Genomic DNA, 18,687 nt, shown 5'->3' with positions numbered 1-18,687 from the left:
ACGCGTCAGACGGTAGGCGCGAATCCGACCTTGCGGATATCGGACGGACCGATCTCCACGTACGCCACACGAGCGGCCTGCACCAGGAACTTGCGGCCCTTGTCGTCGACGAGAGCCAGAACCGGCTCGCGGCCACCGAGGACAGCCGCGACCAGTGTCTCGACCTCGTCAGGGGTCTGTTCGCTGTTGACGATGAGCTCACGCGGGCTGTCGATTACACCGATCTTGACCTCCACGGTCAACCTCCGAACTGTTCGTGAATTACATCCGTTGTCGACGCAAGGCTAATGCAGCAACGACCGCCCACGCTCCTCTGCACGCTGTGCCCAGAGCGAACAGGCACCTAGACGAGTCCGAGAATCGCCATCCGCTCGGCATGCTTTGCCTGCATGCCGTCGAACAACGCGACAACTCCGTTGAGGTCGCCGGAGGCGGAGATCACCAGATCGGTGAGATCTTCACGCTGCGCCAGCACGAACTGTGCCTGCGTGATTGCTTCGCCCAGAAGACGGCGTCCCCACAGCATCAACCGGTCCTTGGCGCGAGTACTGGCCTCCACTGCTGCCTTCACCTCGAGCACCACGAACTCCGAGTGGCCCGTCTGGGACAGCACGTCCTCGACGATTTCCGCGACATCCGCCGGGAGGGAGTGCCCGATCTCGCGATAGAAGTCGGCAGCGATTCCGTCGCCGACGTACGCCTTCACGAGCGATTCCAGCCACGTCGACGGTGTCGTCGACGCGTGGTAGTTGTCGAGAGCTCGAACGAACGGGTCCATGACGGCGAAGATCTCGTGGCCACGTTCCGTCAACGCCGTTTCCAGAGTCTCGAAGTGGTCCATCTCGGCGGCGGCCATGCTGGCGAACGCCACCTTGCCTCGCAGGTCCGGTGCCATTTGTGCGTCCTCCGCCAAACGGTAGAACGCCGAAATCTCGCCATACGCGAGAACGGCAAACAAATCGATCACGCCAGGGTGATCGGAAGCGACTCGGCCTCCGGTTCCAGCGTCCGTCGAAGCATCAAGATCGTGTGCGCCCATGACTACGAACTGTAGTGCTTCGACGGCCGACGCGACCGGCAAGGACCGCATGTCCGATTCGGTGATCTTCGACATGTCATCGCGAGGGACGGACAACGTGCAGCTACAATGGTCTTGGGAGTTCGCCAGTTCCCCCGGGCCAATTGGTTAGCCGGGACGGCTGTATTCACACGAACCCCACCGATAATGTGCGCGCACCTGCATCGACGGTTGTCGCCCGCTTCGCCGAGATCTCCGGACGGTTCGAATTCGTCCGAGTGGAATTCAGTGCTGAGGCGTAGGCATGACCGAAGAAAAAGAGGGCATCGACATCGGCCGACTTACGGCCTGGCCCCTTACCTTGTGCGTGCGTACCGCCACGAGGAAAGGCTAGTCCCCTGAGCAAGATCACTGTCGACCACGAAGACGAAGCAACCGAGAACACCGTTTCCGTCCAGCTCGACGACACCCATGTACCCCCGAGCTTCGCCGAACTCGGTGTCCGCGACGAAATCGTCCGCGCACTGAACGAGATCGGCATCGAGCGCACCTTCGCCATCCAGGAACTCACCCTTCCGTTGGCTCTCGCCGGTGACGACCTCATCGGTCAGGCCCGCACCGGAATGGGCAAGACCTTCGGTTTCGGCGTCCCGCTCCTGCATCGCATCGTCACCGCCGAGAACGGCACGGCTGTTCTCGACGGCACGCCCCGCGCTCTGATCATCGTTCCCACCCGCGAGCTGTGCATCCAGGTTGCCCGCGACCTCGAGAACGCCAGCAAGTACCTCCGAGTCGGCGACCGCGGTCTCCAGGTTCTGCCCATCTACGGCGGCCGTCCGTACGAGGCGCAGATCTCGGCACTCCAGAAGGGCGTCGACGTTGTCGTCGGCACCCCGGGTCGCCTGCTCGACCTCGCCAACCAGTCGCACCTGATCCTGGGCAAGGTGGGCGTTCTCGTCCTCGACGAGGCCGACGAAATGCTCGACCTGGGATTCCTCCCCGACATCGAACGCCTCATGGGCATGGTCCCCGACAAGCGTCAGACGATGCTCTTCTCCGCGACGATGCCCGGCCCGATCATCACCCTGGCTCGTACCTTCCTGACGCAGCCGACGCACATCCGCGCCGAAGAGGCCGAATCCTCCGCGGTGCACGATCGCACCAGCCAGCACATCTACCGTGCACACGCGCTCGACAAGGCCGAGATGGTCGCCCGCGTCCTGCAGGCCGAAGGCCGCGGCGCGACGATGATCTTCACCCGCACCAAGCGCACAGCCCAGAAAGTCGCCGACGATCTCGCCGAGCGCGGCTTCTCCGTCGGTGCCGTCCACGGTGACCTCGGCCAGATCGCCCGTGAAAAGGCGCTGAAGGGCTTCCGTAACGGCAAGGTCGACGTTCTGGTCGCCACCGACGTCGCTGCCCGCGGTATCGACATCGACGATGTCACCCACGTCATCAACTACCAGTGCCCCGAGGACGAGAAGACCTACGTCCACCGCATCGGTCGTACCGGCCGCGCCGGACGCACCGGCATCGCCGTCACGCTGGTCGACTGGGACGACATCCCTCGCTGGCAGCTCATCGACAAGGCACTGAGCCTCGGAATCCCCGACCCGGTCGAGACCTACTCCAGCTCGCCGCACCTCTACGAAGAGTTGTCCATTCCGGCCGATGCCAAGGGCACTGTTCGCAAGGCCAAGGCCGCCCCTGAGAAGGCAGCAACGGACAAAGCAGCAACGGACAAAGCAGACGCGCCGAAGTCGACCGACTCGGACGGCAACGAAGAGAAGGCCGCTCCCCGCCGCAACCGGACCCGTCGCCGCACCCGCGCCGGCGCTTCGACCGACGCTGCGACGTCCACCACCGCCGGCGCCACCACAGCTCCCCCTTCGGCACCCGCGGCAACCGCTGCCGAGAACTCGGACGAAGACGGAGCGGCCAAGCCGCGTCGCCGTCGGCGTCGTCGCCCCGCGGCTTCCGCGACGGCAGGCGCCGCAGAGTAAGCTGCCGATGTGCTGGCTCCCGAAAGGCGTACTCGCTCAGATGTGATCGGTGCGCTGGCAATCGCGCTGGCCGTAATCGTGGCGGTGACCGTTGTGTGGTTGCGCAGTGATGCGCGCGGAACCACCTCGGTCACCGCCGAATCTCCACTCCCACCTCTGTCGACGTCGGTGTTGTTACCCGACATCCTGAAGCAGACGTGGGAATCTCCCAGTGCCGACTCGACGGCACCGATCACCGTCGGAAATGCCGTCGTCACCGCCGACGGCTCCGAGGTGATCGGCCGCGATCCGGCAACGGGCGAAGAAGTGTGGCGATACGCGCGCAACATTCCGCTGTGCGGCGCGATCGGTTCGTGGGATCGCGTCGTCAGCGTCTATCAGGATGATCGCGGTTGCTCTCAGGTCACGTCACTGGTCGCCGACACCGGCGCCCGAAAGGACCAGCGCAACAGCGACGCCGATTCCGCGGTCAGCCTTTCAGCGGACGGCACCTACCTGATTTCGCGCGGCAGTGAGCGAATGGAGCTGTGGCGCTCGGACCTCGTCCGAACCCTCGAGTACGGCCGGGTCGACGCGAAGGTCAACCCCAACAAGCAACCCCGCACCGGATGCACGCTGCTCGACGCTGCGTCGAGCGCCAACCGAGTCTCGGTACTCGAACGCTGCCCCGGTGAAGCCTCCAACAGGTTGACGGTGATGAATCCCGCACCCAAGGACGCCCAGGAACCCGAAGAGTACGGATCCGCGATTCTCCTCGACTCCGAGGGCGCCCGCCTGCTGGCCGTGGCCGGCGAAAAGACGGCGGTCTATCTCCCCGCAGCCAACGGAACCGTTTCTCGCATCACCATTTTCGACGGATCCGGCAATCCGATCGTCGACTATCCGATCGAGGGAACGGTGACCGAAGGCGCCCGCACCCACGCCGACAAGGCTTCGATCACGTGGTGGACCGGCTCGCAGACCGTCAACCTGCGCCTGAGCGATCTGGCTCCGACGTGGATCGTCAACGGAACGTCAGGACCCGGAAGCATGGTTGCCGGTCAGATGCTCATCCCCGTTCCGGGCGGCATTGCAGCCGTCAGTCCGTCGGACGGAGCGGTGCAGCGCATGATCGCAGTCGACCGCGGTGAGACGGCGACGCCGATCGTGCTCGCCAGTGCGGGCGAGACGATTCTGGAACAGCGCGGCGATACCTTGTTCGCGCTGCGCTAGAAGCTCACCTTCCTCAGATCGCCAGTTCCGGCGCGAAAGTCACGACTTCGTTTCCAGCCCAATGCTTTACGAGATTGTCGGCGAGTTCTCGATAGGCATCCGCGCCCTTGTTCTTTCGTCCGGCGAGGACCGTCGCACCCGACGCGGACGCCTCGGCGAACTTGACGGTGCGTGGGATCGGAGGCGCCAGAACGGCCAGGGAGTAGCGGTCGCTGACGTCGGCGAGCACGTCGCGACTGTGCGTGGTTCGAGCGTCGTACAGAGTCGGAAGTGCGCCGAGCAGAACAAGATCCGGGTTGGTGATGGCTTGGACTTCACGAACCGTACGCAGCAGCTGTCCGACGCCGCGGTGTGCGAGGGTTTCGCATTGTAGTGGAACCAGAACCGACTGCGCCGCAGTCAATCCGTTGAGTGTGAGCACACCCAACGACGGTGGGCAGTCGATGATGATGACGTCGTAAGAGCCCAGGAGCGGAGACAGCGCCCGCTTGAGCGCGAACTCTCGACCGGGTCGCATCAGGAGCAGCGCTTCGGCGCCCGCGAGATCGATCGTGGCCGGCAGGAGATCCATACCGTCGTCCGTCTTCAGCACGGCGTCGACCGCGTCGAGATCACCTGCCAGGACCTCGTTGACCGAACGCTCGAGGCGATCCGGGTTGTGTCCGAGCGAGAACGTCAGGCAGCCCTGCGGGTCGAGATCCACCACCAGAACTCGTTGTCCGAGCGCGGACAAAGCCGCACCGAGAGAAGCGACGGTGGTGGTTTTAGCCACGCCGCCCTTTTGATTCGCCACTGCGAGAACCGTCGTCACACGTAGATCCTTGCGCACTTCGCGCCAGGAGGCGAGCTACACACGCGAGGCAGCCTGCAATGATGGTCGACATGACGTCCCAGTCCGCCCCCTCGTCGATCCCCCTCGGTGCTCGCGTCGTACTCATGCGACACGGTGAAACCGAGTGGGCACGCACCGGGAAACACACGGGCCGGACCGAGGTTCCGCTGACTCCGCTCGGCGAGATGCAGGCAACCGCGACCGGAAATCGCTTGCGAACCCTCGACCTCCGGAACCCCATGATTCTGACGAGTCCGCGGCTGCGCGCACAGTTGACGGGCGATCTCGCCGGCCTGCCGGAAGAGCGAACCTGGGACGCACTGTCCGAATGGGACTACGGCGACTACGAAGGCCTCACGACGCCCGAGATCCGCGCAACTGTGCCCGATTGGACCGTCTGGACGCACCCGTGCCCCGGCGGCGAGCAGGCCGATCAGATCCACGCCCGCACCGACATGGTGCTGTCGATGGTGCGTTCACAACTACCCGAACGCGACGTGATCCTGATCGGGCACGGCCACTTCTCACGCGCACTCATCGCCCGCTGGCTCGAGCTCCCGGTGACGGAAGGAAAGCGTTTCGCCTTGTCCCCCGGCGCATACTCGGTTCTCGGTTACGAGCACGGCGCCACCCACCTCGTCCATCACAACGTGCCGCCGCTCGTCGAGGCTTGAGGCCTAAGATTCTCCTTATGATCCGACGCGCCACGCCCGCAGACGTCCAGCCGATCACCGACATGATCTACGAGTTGGCCGACTACCAGAAGGCCCTCGACGAGTGCACCGTGAAGGCGGAACAGATCGGCGAGGCGTTGTTCGGGCCGGCCGCGACGGCCTTCGCGCACGTCGCTGTGAATTCGGCCGACGACGTCGTCGGCATGGCGTTGTGGTTTCGCAATTTCTCGACGTGGGACGGCGCTCACGGCATCTACCTCGAAGACCTCTACGTCAAGCCCAGTCAGCGCGGATCAGGCCACGGGAAGGCTCTTCTGGCCGCACTCGCCAAGGAGTGCACCGACAACGACTACACCCGGCTGTCCTGGTCGGTGCTCAACTGGAACACCCCCTCGATCAAGTTCTACGAGTCACTCGGCGCCGACGCGAAGACGGAGTGGACCACGTATCGCCTGACCGGTACTCACCTCGGAGCTCTCGCCGCCGAAGCTGAGTAGAGCGGAAGCTGAGTAGGTCTGAAGCAGCGTAGGCGTTCCGTCCTACTTGTCCCGCGGCTCTTCGGTCTCGTCCGGGCGCCCCTCTTCCGGCGAGACCTCGTCTGCGTACGCTCCGTACTCCGCTGCCATCCATCGAGACGTCGGAGCCGAGAACAGGCAGCCCAGAGCGCCGAGAACGACGACACCCAGAACGATGCCGAGTGGCACCTGATGCGAATCGGTCAGGAGCGACCAGGCGACCGGCAGGAGCAGCAACTGCGCGACGACGGCGATTGCCCGGCCCCACCGGCGGCCCGTCAGCAAAGCGATACCGGCAGCCAACACCGCGCCGCCGAGGATCGCGACCCAGGCGGCAAATCCGTATCCGTTGGTGACGCTCTGATCGTGGCCGGTTGCACCGCGAATCACTGCGACGATCGCGAACCCGGCGGCAACCAGCCCTTGAAGCGTCACGAGGGCACCTGCCCATGTGACTGTCTTGGGCAGGGCGTTCGGACTGGCGGTATTCGGCACGAGGCCAGCCTAGAACACGACACCGGATAGGCTCATGCCCCGTGCGCGCACTGCTGATCGTCAATCCCAATGCCACCTCCACCACCGCTGCCGGTCGTGACCTGTTGGCACACGCCCTCGAGAGTCGGGTGCGACTTACTGTGGCGCACACCACACATCGGGGTCATGCTGCCGAACTGGCGCGCGAAGCCCACGAAGACGGCTTCGGCTCGGTGATCGTCCACGGTGGCGACGGAACGGTCAACGAAGTGGTCAACGGACTGCTCGGGTCACCGCATCCCGCGTCGATGAAATCGGTTCCGGTCGGTCCGATCCCGACGATCGCTGTCGTCCCGGGAGGCTCGGCAAACGTTTTCGCGCGCTCACTCGGTATTGCCGCCGACCCGATCGACGCCACGAACCAACTCGTCGACCTCCTCTCCGAACGGACCAGGCGCCGAATCGGGCTCGCACACTGCGACAACCGTTGGTTCACGTTCAACGCCGGAATGGGCCTCGACGCCGATGTGTGCGAGGCCGTCGACGCCAGCCGTAAGAACGGTGACGCCGCCACACCCGCCCGGTATGTCCGAACCGCGATCGCGGCGTTCTTCCGTGCCAAGCGAGCCGAACCAGCGCTGACCGTCCACCTTCCCGATCAGGATCCCGTCTCCGGAGTCCACTACGCATTCGTCTCGAACTCGAGCCCGTGGACATATCTGGAAGAGCGTCCCGTCCACACCAATCCGGGAACGACCTTCGACAGTGGACTCGGCATCTTCGCCATGACGAGCACCAAAGTTCTGCCGTCCCTGCGGGTTGTGCGGCAACTACTCGCACGCGGCGCGGAGCCGAAATCGAAGGTCCTCTTACGCACCGACGACGTCCCGACAATCACCATCGAATCGTCGCGACCGATCGGACTCCAGATGGACGGCGACTACATCGGACTTCGTGAAAAGGTCGAATTCACCTCGGTCCCGGATGCACTGGAAGTGTTCGCACCGATTACGACGTGAGTCAGGCAACACGTTTGACCTGCAAAAACTCTGGTGCCAAAAGGTCGAAATCGGGTAAAATGCCGGTGACGCCCAGGTGGCCGTCAGGTGTGTCACAAATTAGTGAGTTGGCCCACGAACCCGTTCAAACCTATTGACATACCGCGAGTTCGTGAAAGCATTCACAAGTAACAGTGCGGAAACATTGATGACGCACACACAAACTCATTGGTACCAAATGGTGTGAATACACACCCAATTAAGGAGCGAAAAAAGATGGACTGGCGCCACAACGCAATCTGTCGCGACGAGGATCCCGAACTGTTCTTCCCTGTGGGAAACAGTGGACCGGCCCTCGCTCAGATCGCTGATGCCAAGGTTGTCTGCAACCGCTGCCCCGTCACCGCCGAGTGCCTGTCGTGGGCTCTCGAGTCCGGCCAGGATGCAGGCGTCTGGGGCGGAATGAGCGAAGACGAGCGTCGCGCACTCAAGCGTCGTAACGCACGTACCCGTGCACGCACTTCCGTCTAGGTAGAACCGAGACGTTCGACTCGCGGCGGAGAACAGCCCCTCTGCACAGTCGAAGACGACAGCCCGGCACCACATGGTGCCGGGCTTTTTGTCTGCTCGAATCGCTAACGCGGCTCGAATCAGTAACGCGCAGAACGTCTACCGAGCGGCACACGCAGAACCGCGTCGGTACCGCCTCCGCTTCCCGGGTGCAGTCCGAGCGAGCCACCGAGCTCGGCTCCCAGCAGAGTCCGCACGATCTGGAGTCCGAGGCGATCGGATTTCTCGAGGTCGAAGTTCTCCGGCAGGCCGCGCCCGTTGTCGTGGATGATCACGTCCAACCAGCGTGCAGAACGCTCGGCACTGAGTGTGACCGTGCCGGTCACACCCGGATCGAAAGCGTGCTCGATCGCGTTCTGCACCAACTCCGTCAGCACCATGACCAGCGGGGTGGCGCGCTCGGCGGAGAACACTCCGAAACTGCCCTCACGCCGAATCGTCACCGGCACACCTACTCCCGCGACATCGGAGAGCATGGGAACCAACCGGTCGATCACCTCGTCGAGATCCACCTCTTCGTCCACCGACATCGACAAGGTGTCGTGAACGAGGGCGATGGACGTCACGCGTCTCACCGACTCTGTCAACGCTTGTCGCGCTTCGTCGTTGCCGGTTCGCCTGGCCTGTAGACGCAGAAGCGCCGCGACGGTTTGCAGATTGTTCTTCACTCGATGGTGAATCTCGCGGATGGTTGCGTCCTTGCTCAGCAGAGCGCGATCACGACGCTTGACCTCGGTGACGTCGCGGACGACGACCGCAGCACCGACATGCCGGCCGCCAGGCTTGAGAACCAGGGCCCGCAGCAGAACGGTTGCCCCGCGCGCCTCGATCTCCATACGGCGACCGGGCTTGTCCGCCAACGTATCTCGGATGTATCCCGCAGCTTCCTGAGACTCGAACGGGTCGGTGACCAACGAACGGGTCAGTGCCGCGAGGTCTTGGCCCACCAGATCCGAGCTCAGACCCATCCGGTGATAGGCCGAGAGGGCGTTCGGGCTGGCATAGACGACTGTGCCTTCGGTGTCGAGGCGGATGAAGCCGTCGCCCGCACGTGGGCTCGAGTTCGTGTCGGAGCGCGATTCTCGGATCGGGAAGGTTCCGTCGCTGATCATCTGACACAGGTCTTCGGCGCAATCGAGATACGCGAGTTCGAGCGGACTCTGCGCTCGCTGGTGCGACAGGTTGGTGTCGCGGCTCAGAACAGCGATGACTCGCCCGTCCAGACGCACCGGAACGGCTTCCCGACGCGGCGGCATTCCTTCACGCCACGTCTCGTCTTCCCCGCGCACGACGCGGCCCTCCACGAGAGCGCGAAGAACCTGCGGGTGCTCGGACTCGGAAACGACCGTTCCGACCGCATCCTCCGGAAAAGCCGTCGATGCCGTTGTCGGCCGGCAATGCGCGACGCAGATGACCGTCCCCTCGGATCGGTTCTTCTCCGATTCGGTGCCCACCCACAAGAGAACGTCGGCAAAGGAGAGGTCGGCGAGCAGTTGCCACTCCCCCACGACGCGCTGGAGATGGTCGACCGCCGCACCGGGAAGATCGGTGTGTTCGGCGAGGAGGTCACTGAGAGTGGACATCGTCCGGCTTAGGAGATCACGGCGATCAGATCGCCTTGCTGAATCACGTCGCCGACCTTGACGCCCACCGTCGTCACCGTTCCCGGAACCTCGGCCAGGACGGGAATCTCCATCTTCATGGATTCGAGGATGACCAGGGTGTCGCCGTCCGCAACGACGTCTCCCTCGCTCACGACGACCTGGTAGACCGTCGAAACCATCTCGGCGCGCACGTCTTCTGCCATCGTGAACCTCACTTCTGTCGGAACTGCACTCTGACCACGAAAATACGTCGACGGATCACTCGATCGACCTGCCAATGGAACCACACCGGCATCGGCGTGAAACAATGACGCGAAAGAAACAGAAGGGAGACCAATCATGGGTAAGCGTGGTCGTAAGAAGCGCAGCCGTAAGGGCAACGCCGCTAACCATGGCAAGCGTCCAAACGCCTGACATGTAGCGCAACAAAACGTCCGAGGGGCGGGGAAGCATTGCTTCCCCGCCCCTCGGCGTTACTGCCTTACGACTGCTGCCGCTCAGATCTTCGCTGACGGGCTAGCTGTCGGTTTCGGTAGTCGCTATGACGATGGTCCGACGCAACTCGACGGTGAGCCTCTGACGCAGGCTTTCCGGCGCATGGTCTCCGCCGCACTTACGGTTGATCAGGCTCTTGACCTTCTCTTCGATCCCGTAGGCCTCGAGGCACGATCCACAATCGTCGATATGACGCTGCAGGCGAGCACGACTTGAATCGTCGCATTCACCGTCGAGCATCAACCAGACGTCGGCGATGACTGCCGAGCAGTCGAGCCTTTCGAATTCGTCCTGCTCACTCATCGTGTGACACCTTCCGTCTCGGTGGCTGCGACTGTGGCTGTGTCGACCGCGCCGTCCCGATTGAATCCCCGGTCTTTTGCGACATCGGCCAAAAGACCACGCAATTGCTTGCGACCACGGTGCAGTCGCGACATCACCGTTCCGATGGGTGTGCCCATGATCTCCGCGATCTCCTTGTACGGGAATCCTTCGACATCGGCGTAGTACACGGCCATACGGAATTCCTCGGGAAGCGACTGCAGCGCCGCCTTGATGTCGTCGTCAGGCAACGCGTCGAGCGCCTCCACCTCGGCCGATCGCAGCCCCGTCGAAGTGTGCTCGGCGGTGGCGGCCAACTGCCAGTCGGTGATCTCGTCCGTCGGATACTGCGCGGGTTGGCGCTGCTTCTTGCGGTACGAGTTGATGTAGGTGTTCGTGAGAATCCGGTACAGCCAGGCTTTCAGGTTGGTACCGGCACGGAACGAACGGAAAGCGGTGTACGCCTTGACGTACGTCTCCTGCACGAGATCCTCGGCATCAGCCGGATTCCGCGTCATGCGCAGGGCAGCGCCGTACAACTGGTCGAGCAGCGGGAGCGCGTCGCGCTCGAACCGGGCAATCAACTCATCCGCAGTTTCGGGCGTTTCGGACACTGCGCCGTCGATAGGTTCAGCTACCCCTGACGGTTCGTCCTTGGGCCGGTCGTGTTCCAGCACTCTGATCCCTTCACTAGCCGTAGGGATCAAGGTTACCGCCAACTGAAGATCCGACCCACGGGCCGGTGGTGGCTCACACACAGCCAGCACGGTCGCTCCTTCGCTTCTCGGGACAAGTTTCATCAACTGGTACCAACACGGGAGTCAGCGACTCTGTTCCCGGCCTGGTCGAATGCACCTGTCGGCGATCCACATAGGGTGTTCCACATGGCCGGAACAGCGACCCCTGCGACCGTACTTCTCGACAAGTCGAAGACACCGCACCGCGTCCACAGCTACGACCACGATCCTCGCGCCGAATCTTTCGGCGACGAGGCGGTCACTGCACTGGCAGAGTCGACAGGCGTCGAGGCCGCCCAGATCTTCAAGACCTTGGTCGTCAAACTCGACACCGGCAAGCTCGCCGTCGCGGTCCTGCCGGTCCCGGACAAGCTCTCGCTCAAAGCTGCAGCCGCTGCCCTCGGTGCGAGCAAAGCCGTCATGGCCGATCGCGCCGAAGCCGAGCGCTCGAGCGGCTACGTCTTCGGCGGTATCTCACCGCTCGGCCAGCGCAAGAAACTGCCGACAGTGATCGATGCGTCGGCGCTCGACTGGGACCGCATTCTCTGCAGCGCCGGCCGACGCGGGCTCGAAATCGAGCTGGCTCCGACGGACCTCACGCAGCTCAGTGGCGCGGTCACGGCGCAAATCACGGCGGGCTGAGTATCCGGTCGCTACGGTCTCACCATGCGACCACACCTGAAAACTCTTGCACTGACCGCTGCAGCGGCAGCCCTCACCGTCTCGCTGACGGCCTGCGGGAGTTCGGACAATGCCGCCAAGGAAGTCACGGTAGTCGGATCAGGGCAGGTCCGCGGGGCGCCGGACATCCTCAATGCCGACATCGGCATCGAGGTGGTTGCCCCGGATGTATCGGGAGCGGTCTCGGAGGCGAATGACAAGGCCCGTCAGATGATCGACGCGATAGTCGCCGCCGGGGTTGCCCCCGAGGACGTGCAGACAAGCGATCTGTCCGTCCAGCCGCAGTACGACGCCAGCGGCGGACCGTTCGTCGGCGGCAACGTGACCGGCTACCGGGCGACCAACTCGGTACGAATCGTCGTCCGCGATCTCGACAAGGCCTCTTCTGTCCTGGACGCCGGCATCGCGGCGGGCGGAAACGCGGCACGGCTCGGTAACGTCGCCTTCGCCATCGACGACGACTCTCAGCTTCTGGCCGACGCTCGCACCCGTGCCTTCGAGGACGCGAAGAACCGTGCCGAGCAGTACGCGGATCTGTCCGGGACGTCGCTCGAAAACGTCGTGACCATCACCGAGGCACACGACACGAGTGGCGGTCAGACCATGCGCGCTCCCGACGCCTCGATGTCCGACATGGTTCTCGCCCCGGGAACCCAGCAGGTCTCGTTCGAAGTGACCGTCACCTGGGCTCTCGGCTGACTGCTAGAGCAGGCTGATCTGCTCGCCGGCACGGTCGACGTCCGGCTCGATCAACTCGTGCCCGTTGTTCTTGACACTGTTGACCAGCGGCCGGACTCGATCGACGTCGATCCGCTCGAAGAGGTCCGGTACCGGTTCGAGCAGAGCCGAATCGACGGTGTTGTCGGGATCGAGCCACGCCTCCCAGCGGTCACGAGGCAGGGCGAGGGGCATGCGGTCGTGAACCTGCTCGAGGTGACCGAGAGAGTCGACCGTGACGATCGAGCAGCTCAGAACGGGGCTCGCGTTCTCGACCCTCGGGTCCCGCCAGGCAGACCACACGCCCGCCATGAACAGCCGTGATCCGTCGTCGGGGTGCATGTAGTAAGGAATCTTCGCTGCCTTCTTCCCGCCGGTGGCCTCGGTCTGCCACTCGTACCACCCGTCCATGGGGACCAGGCAACGCTTGAACTTGAAGGCGGTCCGAAACGCCGGCTTCTCCGCCAGCGAGTCGGCGCGGGCGTTGAACAGGACCGGGCCTTTGCCCAGTTCCTTGGTCCACGACGGCACCAATCCCCACCGCATCCGCCGAATCCTCTTGGCCGGATCGCTGTCGGGGTTCTCCCGATCGTGGCGTTCGACGACGGTCAACACCTCGGTCGTGGGGGCCACGTTGTAATCGGCTTCGACGGGCGCCGAGTGGTCGGTCTCGTCGAGCGCGTCGAGTTCCACCGCCAGGGTGGCCGGGTCCGCTGTGGTCGCATACCTTCCGCACATGACACCCAGGGTGGCACGGTTTCGACCATTCCCCCACCGATGAGAGAAGATGGACCATGTGAGTCTGAGTCTGTGGAGCGCCCCGAGGGCCCAAGCACCCGTCGATGCAGTGGTGACGCTGCCCGGATCCAAGTCCATCACCAATCGAGCTCTGATTCTGGCCGCACTTGCGGATGGCCCGTCCACGATCACCGGTGCACTCCGCAGCCGTGACGCCGACCTGATGATCGCAGCTCTGCGTGACCTCGGCATCGGCGTCGCGGAAGCCGGTGATGCGACCACGCTTCGCATCACCCCTGGACCCCTGCGCGGCGGCGAGGTCGACTGCGGCCTGGCCGGCACCGTGATGCGCTTCCTGCCGCCACTCGCCGCGATGGCCGACGGCATCGTCCACTTCGACGGCGACGAGCAAGCACGCACACGACCGCTCGGCACCATCTTGGAAGCACTGCGCGGTCTCGGCGCTCGGATCGAGGGTGACGCACTCCCGTTCACCGTCACCGGAACCGGATCCCTACGCGGCGGGACGGTCACCATCGACGCATCCGGTTCGTCGCAGTTCGTCTCCGGTCTCCTGCTCTCGGCTACTGCGTTCGAAGAGGGTGTCACCGTTCACCACGACGGCAAGCCCGTCCCGTCCATGCCACACATCGACATGACCGTCGAGATGCTCCGCGAGGCCGGAGTTTCCGTGACGACGCCAGCCACGGGCGGTGACGCGGACACCTGGCGTGTGGCACCGGGGCCGGTGCGCGCCGTGGACTGGGCGATCGAACCCGATCTCTCCAACGCCACACCGTTCCTGGCCGCTGCCGCAGTGACCGGCGGAACCGTCAGCGTCCCGATGTGGCCGTCGTCGACGACGCAACCCGGCGACGCGATCCGCGGGATCCTCGCCTCGATGGGGGCCGACGTCACTCTCGCCGATGGTGTCCTGACCGTCCGCGGCCCGGAGAAACTGCGCGGCATCGACATCGACCTCCACGACGTGGGAGAGCTGACCCCCACCGTGGCGGCCCTGGCCGCTCTCGCCGAGGGCACCTCGCATCTACGAGGAATCGCGCACCTGCGCGGGCACGAGACAGACCGTCTCGCCGCCCTCGCCGACGAGATCAACAAACTCGGCGGCTCCGTCACCGAAACCGATGACGGCCTGACGATCGTTCCCGCGGAACTCCATGGCGGACAATGGCTCTCGTATGCCGACCACCGCATGGCAACAGCCGGCGCCATCATCGGCCTGGTCGTCGACGGTGTCGAGGTCGACGATGTCGGAACCACAGCCAAGACACTGCCGGGCTTCGAGAACATGTGGATCGACATGCTCGAGAGTTCGCCGGCGACACCGAAGGCAAGCTTCTGAGTCCGCGGCAGTACGACGAGTCCGACGTCCGGGTACGCCCCGGGCGCGGATCCCGCCCCCGTACGAAGACTCGGCCCGAACATCTCTCGGCCGAATCGGGGATGGTGGTGTCGAAGGATCGTGGCCGTTGGGGTTGCGTCCTCGGCGGCGATCCCGACCGGCTGATCGTCACGATGCGCGCCCGCGAACTTGGCCGAACCCCCATCGTCGTCGGCGATCAGGTGGACATAGTCGGCGATCTGTCGGGCAAAACCGACACCCTTGCGCGCATCGTCCGGGTCTCCGAGCGTTCGACGGTTCTGCGAAGGACCGCCGACGACACCGATCCCTTCGAACGCATCGTCGTCGCGAACGCGGAGCAGCTTCTCATCGTCGTGGCACTCGCCGATCCCCCACCGCGCACCGGCTTCGTCGAGCGCGCACTGGTCGCCGCCTACGTGGGTGGCCTGACGCCGATCGTCTGCCTGACCAAGAGCGACCTCGAACCGCCGGAGGAATTCGCGAGCACGTTCGCCGACCTCGACATCCAAGTGGTCGTCGCCGGTCGCGACGATCCCCTGGACGAACTGACGCAGATCCTCGAGCACAAGTTGACCGCCCTGATCGGACATTCCGGCGTCGGAAAGTCGACACTGGTCAATCGCCTTGTCCCCGATGCCAATCGAGCGGTCGGCATCGTATCCGGAGTCGGGAAGGGCCGGCACACGTCAACGCAATCGGTGGCACTCCCTCTCGCCGGTGGCGGCTGGGTGATCGACACCCCGGGCATCCGTTCGTTCGGTCTGGCGCACATCTCGCCCGAGAACGTAGTGGCGGCGTTCTCGGATCTCGCTGCGGCGATCGAGGATTGCCCGCGCGGATGCACGCACCTCGGACCGCCGGCAGATCCCGAATGCAAGCTCGACCTGTTGGAGGGCAAATCAGCTCGACGCGTCGTCGCTGTGCGACAACTGCTGGAAGCGATCAAGTCCAACGATCAGTACTGAGCGCCCCCGAGCGACGTTCCGGGCGAGAACAGCAAAGCGGCCCGACACCATCGAATGGTGTCGGGCCGCTTGCTGTCTACGGTCAGCGCAGTCGACGATCAGCGCAGGCCGAGGAGGCTGCGCAGCTTTCCGCTCTTGCGCTTACGTGCGATGGCGCTCTTGAGGCCACTGCGACGCCCGGTCACGGGATCGACAGTCGAGGTCAGTTCGCCGTCGAACATCCGCTCCGACGCCGTCTCGGGCGCATTGTCGACGGTGTCCTTGAGGTACTTGTTGGGCAGCGACAGCTTGGCGATGGTTCGCCAGGACTTGGCGTACTGCACGGCAAGCGGGCCGGTCGTGTACGGCAAGTCGTACTTGTCCGCGAGCTGACGCACCGTGACCGCGATGTCCTTGTAGCGGTTGCTGGGCAGATCGGGGAACAGGTGGTGCTCGATCTGGTAGCTCAGGTTGCCCGTCATGAAGTCCATGAGCGCGCTGCCCTCGATGTTGGCGCTGCCGAGCATCTGACGCAGGTACCACTGAGCCTGCGTTTCCTTGTCGATGTCTTCCTTGGTGAACTTCTCGGCACCGTCCGGGAAGTGGCCGCAGAAGATGACCGCGTTGGTCCACACGTTCCGCAGAGTGTTGGCGGTGAAGTTGGCCGACAATGTGCTCTTCCACGCCGGGCCGGTGATGGCCGGGTAGATGACGTAGTCGCGCAGGACCTGCTTGCCGATCTTCTCGCCGACCTCACGGAGCTTGCGCTGCGTCTCTTCCTTGTCGGCGCGGCCCTTGGCCACCTTGCCGAGCTCGAGGTGCTGAGCGGCGATGCCGTACTCGAAGAACAGCGCGAGCAGCGTGTTGTAGACCAGGTTGCCGGCGTTGAAGGGCTTCCAGCGCTGATCGCGGGTGACGCGGAGGAGTCCGTATCCGACGTCGTCGTCCATTCCGAGGACGTTGGTGTACTTGTGATGCAGGTAGTTGTGGGTCTGCTTCCAGTGCGCAGACGGGCCGGTGACGTCCCACTCCCACGAGGTGGAGTGGATCTCCGGGTCGTTCATCCAGTCCCACTGCCCGTGCATCACGTTGTGCCCGAGTTCCATGTTCTCGATGATCTTCGAGAGCGTCAGCAGGCCAACTCCGGCGAGCCACGCCGGACGACGACGGCTGGCGAAAAGCACTGCGCGGCCGCCGATTTCGAGCGAACGCTGCAGACGAATGACGTTGCGCACGTATCGCGCATCCTTCTCGCCGCGCGACTCCTCGATGTCGCGACGAATCGCGTCGAGTTCGCGGCCGAGCGCTTCGATGTCGGCGTCCGTGAGATGTGCGTATTCCTTGACATCTGCAATCGCCATGGAAAGCCTCCTAGCAGTGAGTTAGGCGCAAAGTAGTAAGTGCAGAACGATCATCGATTCGAATCGTTCAGATCAACTGCACCTACTGTAGCGTAACTTACGGCACCGTAGGTTAGGTTTTTCCCGATGTAACCTATATCACTTCCGGCGCTTCGGCATGCGGGAACGGGCCTGCGACTTGAGTGCGGTCAGCAAACCGAGACGCTTACCGGTGATCGGATCGGTACGAAGGTCCTCGACCATCGCCATGGCTGCGTCCCGGAATCCCGAGTCGCGGAACCGCAGTTCCGAAGACGTTTCCGGAGCATTGTCCGAGGTTGCGGTCAGCCACTTGTCCGGCAAAGCCAACTTGTGGATGGTGCGCAGAGCCAGAAGATACTGCTTGAAGAGCGAGCCGGTGGTGTACGGGAGATCGAACTTCTCGCACAATGCACGCATCTTCACAGCGATTTCGGGATAGCGGTTACTCGGCAGATCAGGAAACACGTGGTGCTCGATCTGGTAGCTCAGATTGCCGCTCATGAGTCCCATGAGCTTGCCGGAATTGAAGTTTGCACTACCGAGCATCTGGCGCAGGTACCACTCGTGACGAGTCTCCTGCTCGAATTCGGCAACAGTGAACTTCTCGGCACCGTCCGGGAAGTGGCCACAGAAGATGACGACGTACGCCCACAGGTTGCGCACGAGGTTCGCGGTCGCATTGGCCGACATGGTCGACTTCCACGCCGGACCCGTCAGCGCCGGGAACAAGATGAAGTCCTTGCCCACCTGACGAAATATCTTGCGCGCGAAGTCTTTGTTCGCCTGCGAGTTCAGCTGCCCCTTTTCCGCGCCCTCCAACTCGGCTGCCGCCGTGAGGTCGTGCAGCGCGATGCCCCACTCGAACGTGGCCGCCAAGATCACGTTGGCGATCGGCTGGAAGAGGTTGATCGGCTTCCACGGCTCGTCACGAGTCATACGCAGAATCCCGAAACCGAGATCCTCGTCCATACCGACGACGTTGGTGTACGTGTGGTGCTGGTAGTTGTGGGCGCGCTTCCAATGCTCGGAAGGACCGGTCTGATCCCACTCCCACGAGACGGAGTGAATCTCGGGATCGTTCATCCAGTCCCATTGCCCGTGCATGACGTTATGCCCGAGCTCCATGTTCTCGATGATCTTCGACAGGCTCAGCAGGGTCGTGCCGACCAACCATGCCGGTCGGTACCGACTGCCGAACAATGCGATACGCCCGCCGAGCTCCAACGCCCGCTGGACGCGAATGACGCGACGAATGTAGCGGGCGTCCCGGATCCCACGAGAGTCTTCGATGTCGAGTCGAATCTGATCGAGTTCACGTCCGAGAGCTTCGACATCGGCCTCGGTGAGGTGCGAAAACTCTTTGATATCGGTGATGGCCACCGTGGTCC

The 18,687-nt window shown here is 63.7% G+C and carries 22 protein-coding genes; 11 read left to right on the top strand and 11 right to left on the bottom strand.

All coding sequences use genetic code 11. The annotated features are described in order from the left end of the window. Nucleotides 1–5 precede the first annotated feature (5 nt). Nucleotides 6–236 carry a DUF3107 domain-containing protein gene (locus ACVZUB_RS11300; protein ID WP_058039094.1) on the bottom strand — a complete coding sequence of 77 codons (231 nt, stop codon included), beginning with the start codon at nt 234–236 and terminating at the stop codon, nt 6–8. A gap of 107 nt (nt 237–343) precedes the next feature. Continuing rightward, complete coding sequence (locus ACVZUB_RS11295) at nt 344–1,039, bottom strand: ferritin-like fold-containing protein (protein WP_029255047.1); 696 nt, start codon at nt 1,037–1,039, stop codon at nt 344–346. 377 nt (nt 1,040–1,416) lie between these two features. Here ACVZUB_RS11295 and ACVZUB_RS11290 point away from each other — a divergent pair, with 377 nt between their 5' ends. Together ACVZUB_RS11290 and ACVZUB_RS11285 are read left to right on the top strand one after the other, a co-directional pair. Next, nucleotides 1,417–3,021 (top strand): DEAD/DEAH box helicase, encoded by a 1,605-nt coding sequence (locus ACVZUB_RS11290; RefSeq protein WP_030534998.1) that lies wholly within the window; start codon nt 1,417–1,419, stop codon nt 3,019–3,021. A gap of 9 nt (nt 3,022–3,030) precedes the next feature. Continuing rightward, on the top strand, nt 3,031–4,233 hold the full coding sequence (locus tag ACVZUB_RS11285) for an Rv3212 family protein (protein WP_030534999.1): 1,203 nt from the start codon (nt 3,031–3,033) through the stop codon (nt 4,231–4,233). Between the two features lie 13 nt (nt 4,234–4,246). On the opposite strand, the gene ACVZUB_RS11280 is transcribed toward ACVZUB_RS11285, so the two are convergent. Continuing rightward, nucleotides 4,247–5,044 carry a ParA family protein gene (locus ACVZUB_RS11280; protein WP_030535000.1) on the bottom strand — a complete coding sequence of 266 codons (798 nt, stop codon included), beginning with the start codon at nt 5,042–5,044 and terminating at the stop codon, nt 4,247–4,249. A gap of 71 nt (nt 5,045–5,115) precedes the next feature. On the opposite strand from ACVZUB_RS11280, the gene ACVZUB_RS11275 reads away from it, so the two are divergent. Together ACVZUB_RS11275 and ACVZUB_RS11270 are read left to right on the top strand one after the other, a co-directional pair. Further along, nucleotides 5,116–5,739, top strand: coding sequence for an acid phosphatase (locus ACVZUB_RS11275; protein WP_080552758.1), 624 nt, complete (start codon nt 5,116–5,118; stop codon nt 5,737–5,739). A 17-nt stretch (nt 5,740–5,756) separates the two neighbouring features. Next, the gene (locus tag ACVZUB_RS11270; protein ID WP_003940724.1) at nt 5,757–6,236 is read left to right on the top strand and encodes a GNAT family N-acetyltransferase; all 480 of its coding nucleotides are present in this window, start codon (nt 5,757–5,759) and stop codon (nt 6,234–6,236) included. A gap of 42 nt (nt 6,237–6,278) precedes the next feature. Here the strand turns inward: ACVZUB_RS11270 and ACVZUB_RS11265 are convergent, their stop codons facing one another. Continuing rightward, complete coding sequence (locus ACVZUB_RS11265; protein WP_019747799.1) at nt 6,279–6,749, bottom strand: membrane protein; 471 nt, start codon at nt 6,747–6,749, stop codon at nt 6,279–6,281. Nucleotides 6,750–6,790: 41 nt separating this feature from the next. On the opposite strand from ACVZUB_RS11265, the gene ACVZUB_RS11260 reads away from it, so the two are divergent. Together ACVZUB_RS11260 and ACVZUB_RS11255 are read left to right on the top strand one after the other, a co-directional pair. Next, on the top strand, nt 6,791–7,747 hold the full coding sequence (locus tag ACVZUB_RS11260) for a diacylglycerol/lipid kinase family protein (protein ID WP_007731209.1): 957 nt from the start codon (nt 6,791–6,793) through the stop codon (nt 7,745–7,747). Nucleotides 7,748–8,002: 255 nt separating this feature from the next. Further along, nucleotides 8,003–8,257: a WhiB family transcriptional regulator gene (locus tag ACVZUB_RS11255; protein WP_003940950.1), complete on the top strand. Its 255-nt coding sequence runs from the start codon at nt 8,003–8,005 to the stop codon at nt 8,255–8,257. Nucleotides 8,258–8,376: 119 nt separating this feature from the next. Here ACVZUB_RS11255 and ACVZUB_RS11250 read toward each other — a convergent pair whose 3' ends face one another. Further along, the gene (locus tag ACVZUB_RS11250; protein ID WP_003940890.1) at nt 8,377–9,879 is read right to left on the bottom strand and encodes a sensor histidine kinase; all 1,503 of its coding nucleotides are present in this window, start codon (nt 9,877–9,879) and stop codon (nt 8,377–8,379) included. Nucleotides 9,880–9,887: 8 nt separating this feature from the next. Beyond that, on the bottom strand, nt 9,888–10,103 hold the full coding sequence (locus ACVZUB_RS11245; RefSeq protein ID WP_007731208.1) for a biotin/lipoyl-binding carrier protein: 216 nt from the start codon (nt 10,101–10,103) through the stop codon (nt 9,888–9,890). Nucleotides 10,104–10,239: 136 nt separating this feature from the next. Here ACVZUB_RS11245 and ACVZUB_RS11240 point away from each other — a divergent pair, with 136 nt between their 5' ends. Beyond that, nucleotides 10,240–10,314: a 50S ribosomal protein bL37 gene (locus ACVZUB_RS11240; protein ID WP_022597109.1), complete on the top strand. Its 75-nt coding sequence runs from the start codon at nt 10,240–10,242 to the stop codon at nt 10,312–10,314. Nucleotides 10,315–10,416: 102 nt separating this feature from the next. Here the strand turns inward: ACVZUB_RS11240 and rsrA are convergent, their stop codons facing one another. Together rsrA and ACVZUB_RS11230 are read right to left on the bottom strand one after the other, a co-directional pair. Next, nucleotides 10,417–10,698, bottom strand: a complete 282-nt coding sequence (rsrA, locus tag ACVZUB_RS11235; protein ID WP_081557668.1) for a mycothiol system anti-sigma-R factor — start codon at nt 10,696–10,698, stop codon at nt 10,417–10,419. Next, a complete protein-coding gene (locus tag ACVZUB_RS11230; RefSeq protein ID WP_042922166.1) occupies nt 10,695–11,393 on the bottom strand; it encodes a sigma-70 family RNA polymerase sigma factor in 699 nt (232 codons plus the stop codon). Before ACVZUB_RS11230 ends, rsrA begins: the two co-directional genes overlap by 4 nt. A 207-nt stretch (nt 11,394–11,600) precedes the next feature. Between ACVZUB_RS11230 and ybaK the strand changes: the two genes are divergently transcribed. Both ybaK and ACVZUB_RS11220 read left to right on the top strand, forming a co-directional pair. After that, complete coding sequence (gene ybaK / locus ACVZUB_RS11225; protein ID WP_047271686.1) at nt 11,601–12,095, top strand: Cys-tRNA(Pro) deacylase; 495 nt, start codon at nt 11,601–11,603, stop codon at nt 12,093–12,095. Nucleotides 12,096–12,119: 24 nt separating this feature from the next. Continuing rightward, a complete protein-coding gene (locus tag ACVZUB_RS11220; RefSeq protein WP_021332569.1) occupies nt 12,120–12,833 on the top strand; it encodes an SIMPL domain-containing protein in 714 nt (237 codons plus the stop codon). 3 nt (nt 12,834–12,836) lie between these two features. Here ACVZUB_RS11220 and ACVZUB_RS11215 read toward each other — a convergent pair whose 3' ends face one another. Beyond that, nucleotides 12,837–13,589, bottom strand: a complete 753-nt coding sequence (locus ACVZUB_RS11215) for an SOS response-associated peptidase (RefSeq protein WP_007731203.1) — start codon at nt 13,587–13,589, stop codon at nt 12,837–12,839. Between the two features lie 49 nt (nt 13,590–13,638). On the opposite strand from ACVZUB_RS11215, the gene aroA reads away from it, so the two are divergent. Together aroA and rsgA are read left to right on the top strand one after the other, a co-directional pair. Next, nucleotides 13,639–14,952 carry a 3-phosphoshikimate 1-carboxyvinyltransferase gene (aroA, locus tag ACVZUB_RS11210; RefSeq protein ID WP_081557667.1) on the top strand — a complete coding sequence of 438 codons (1,314 nt, stop codon included), beginning with the start codon at nt 13,639–13,641 and terminating at the stop codon, nt 14,950–14,952. Next, on the top strand, nt 14,901–15,938 hold the full coding sequence (gene rsgA / locus ACVZUB_RS11205; RefSeq protein WP_007731200.1) for a ribosome small subunit-dependent GTPase A: 1,038 nt from the start codon (nt 14,901–14,903) through the stop codon (nt 15,936–15,938). The genes aroA and rsgA overlap by 52 nt, the downstream gene beginning before the upstream one ends. A 98-nt stretch (nt 15,939–16,036) precedes the next feature. On the opposite strand, the gene ACVZUB_RS11200 is transcribed toward rsgA, so the two are convergent. Together ACVZUB_RS11200 and ACVZUB_RS11195 are read right to left on the bottom strand one after the other, a co-directional pair. Then, a complete protein-coding gene (locus tag ACVZUB_RS11200; RefSeq protein WP_003940700.1) occupies nt 16,037–17,278 on the bottom strand; it encodes a fatty acid desaturase family protein in 1,242 nt (413 codons plus the stop codon). 138 nt (nt 17,279–17,416) lie between these two features. Continuing rightward, on the bottom strand, nt 17,417–18,679 hold the full coding sequence (locus ACVZUB_RS11195) for a fatty acid desaturase family protein (protein WP_003940901.1): 1,263 nt from the start codon (nt 18,677–18,679) through the stop codon (nt 17,417–17,419). Between the last annotated feature and the right edge of the window lie 8 nt (nt 18,680–18,687).

The organism is Rhodococcus sp. OS5 (assembly GCF_056837585.1).
The sequence above is the reverse complement of the archived record's forward strand: the minus strand, read 5'-3'. Positions and strand labels throughout refer to the sequence as shown.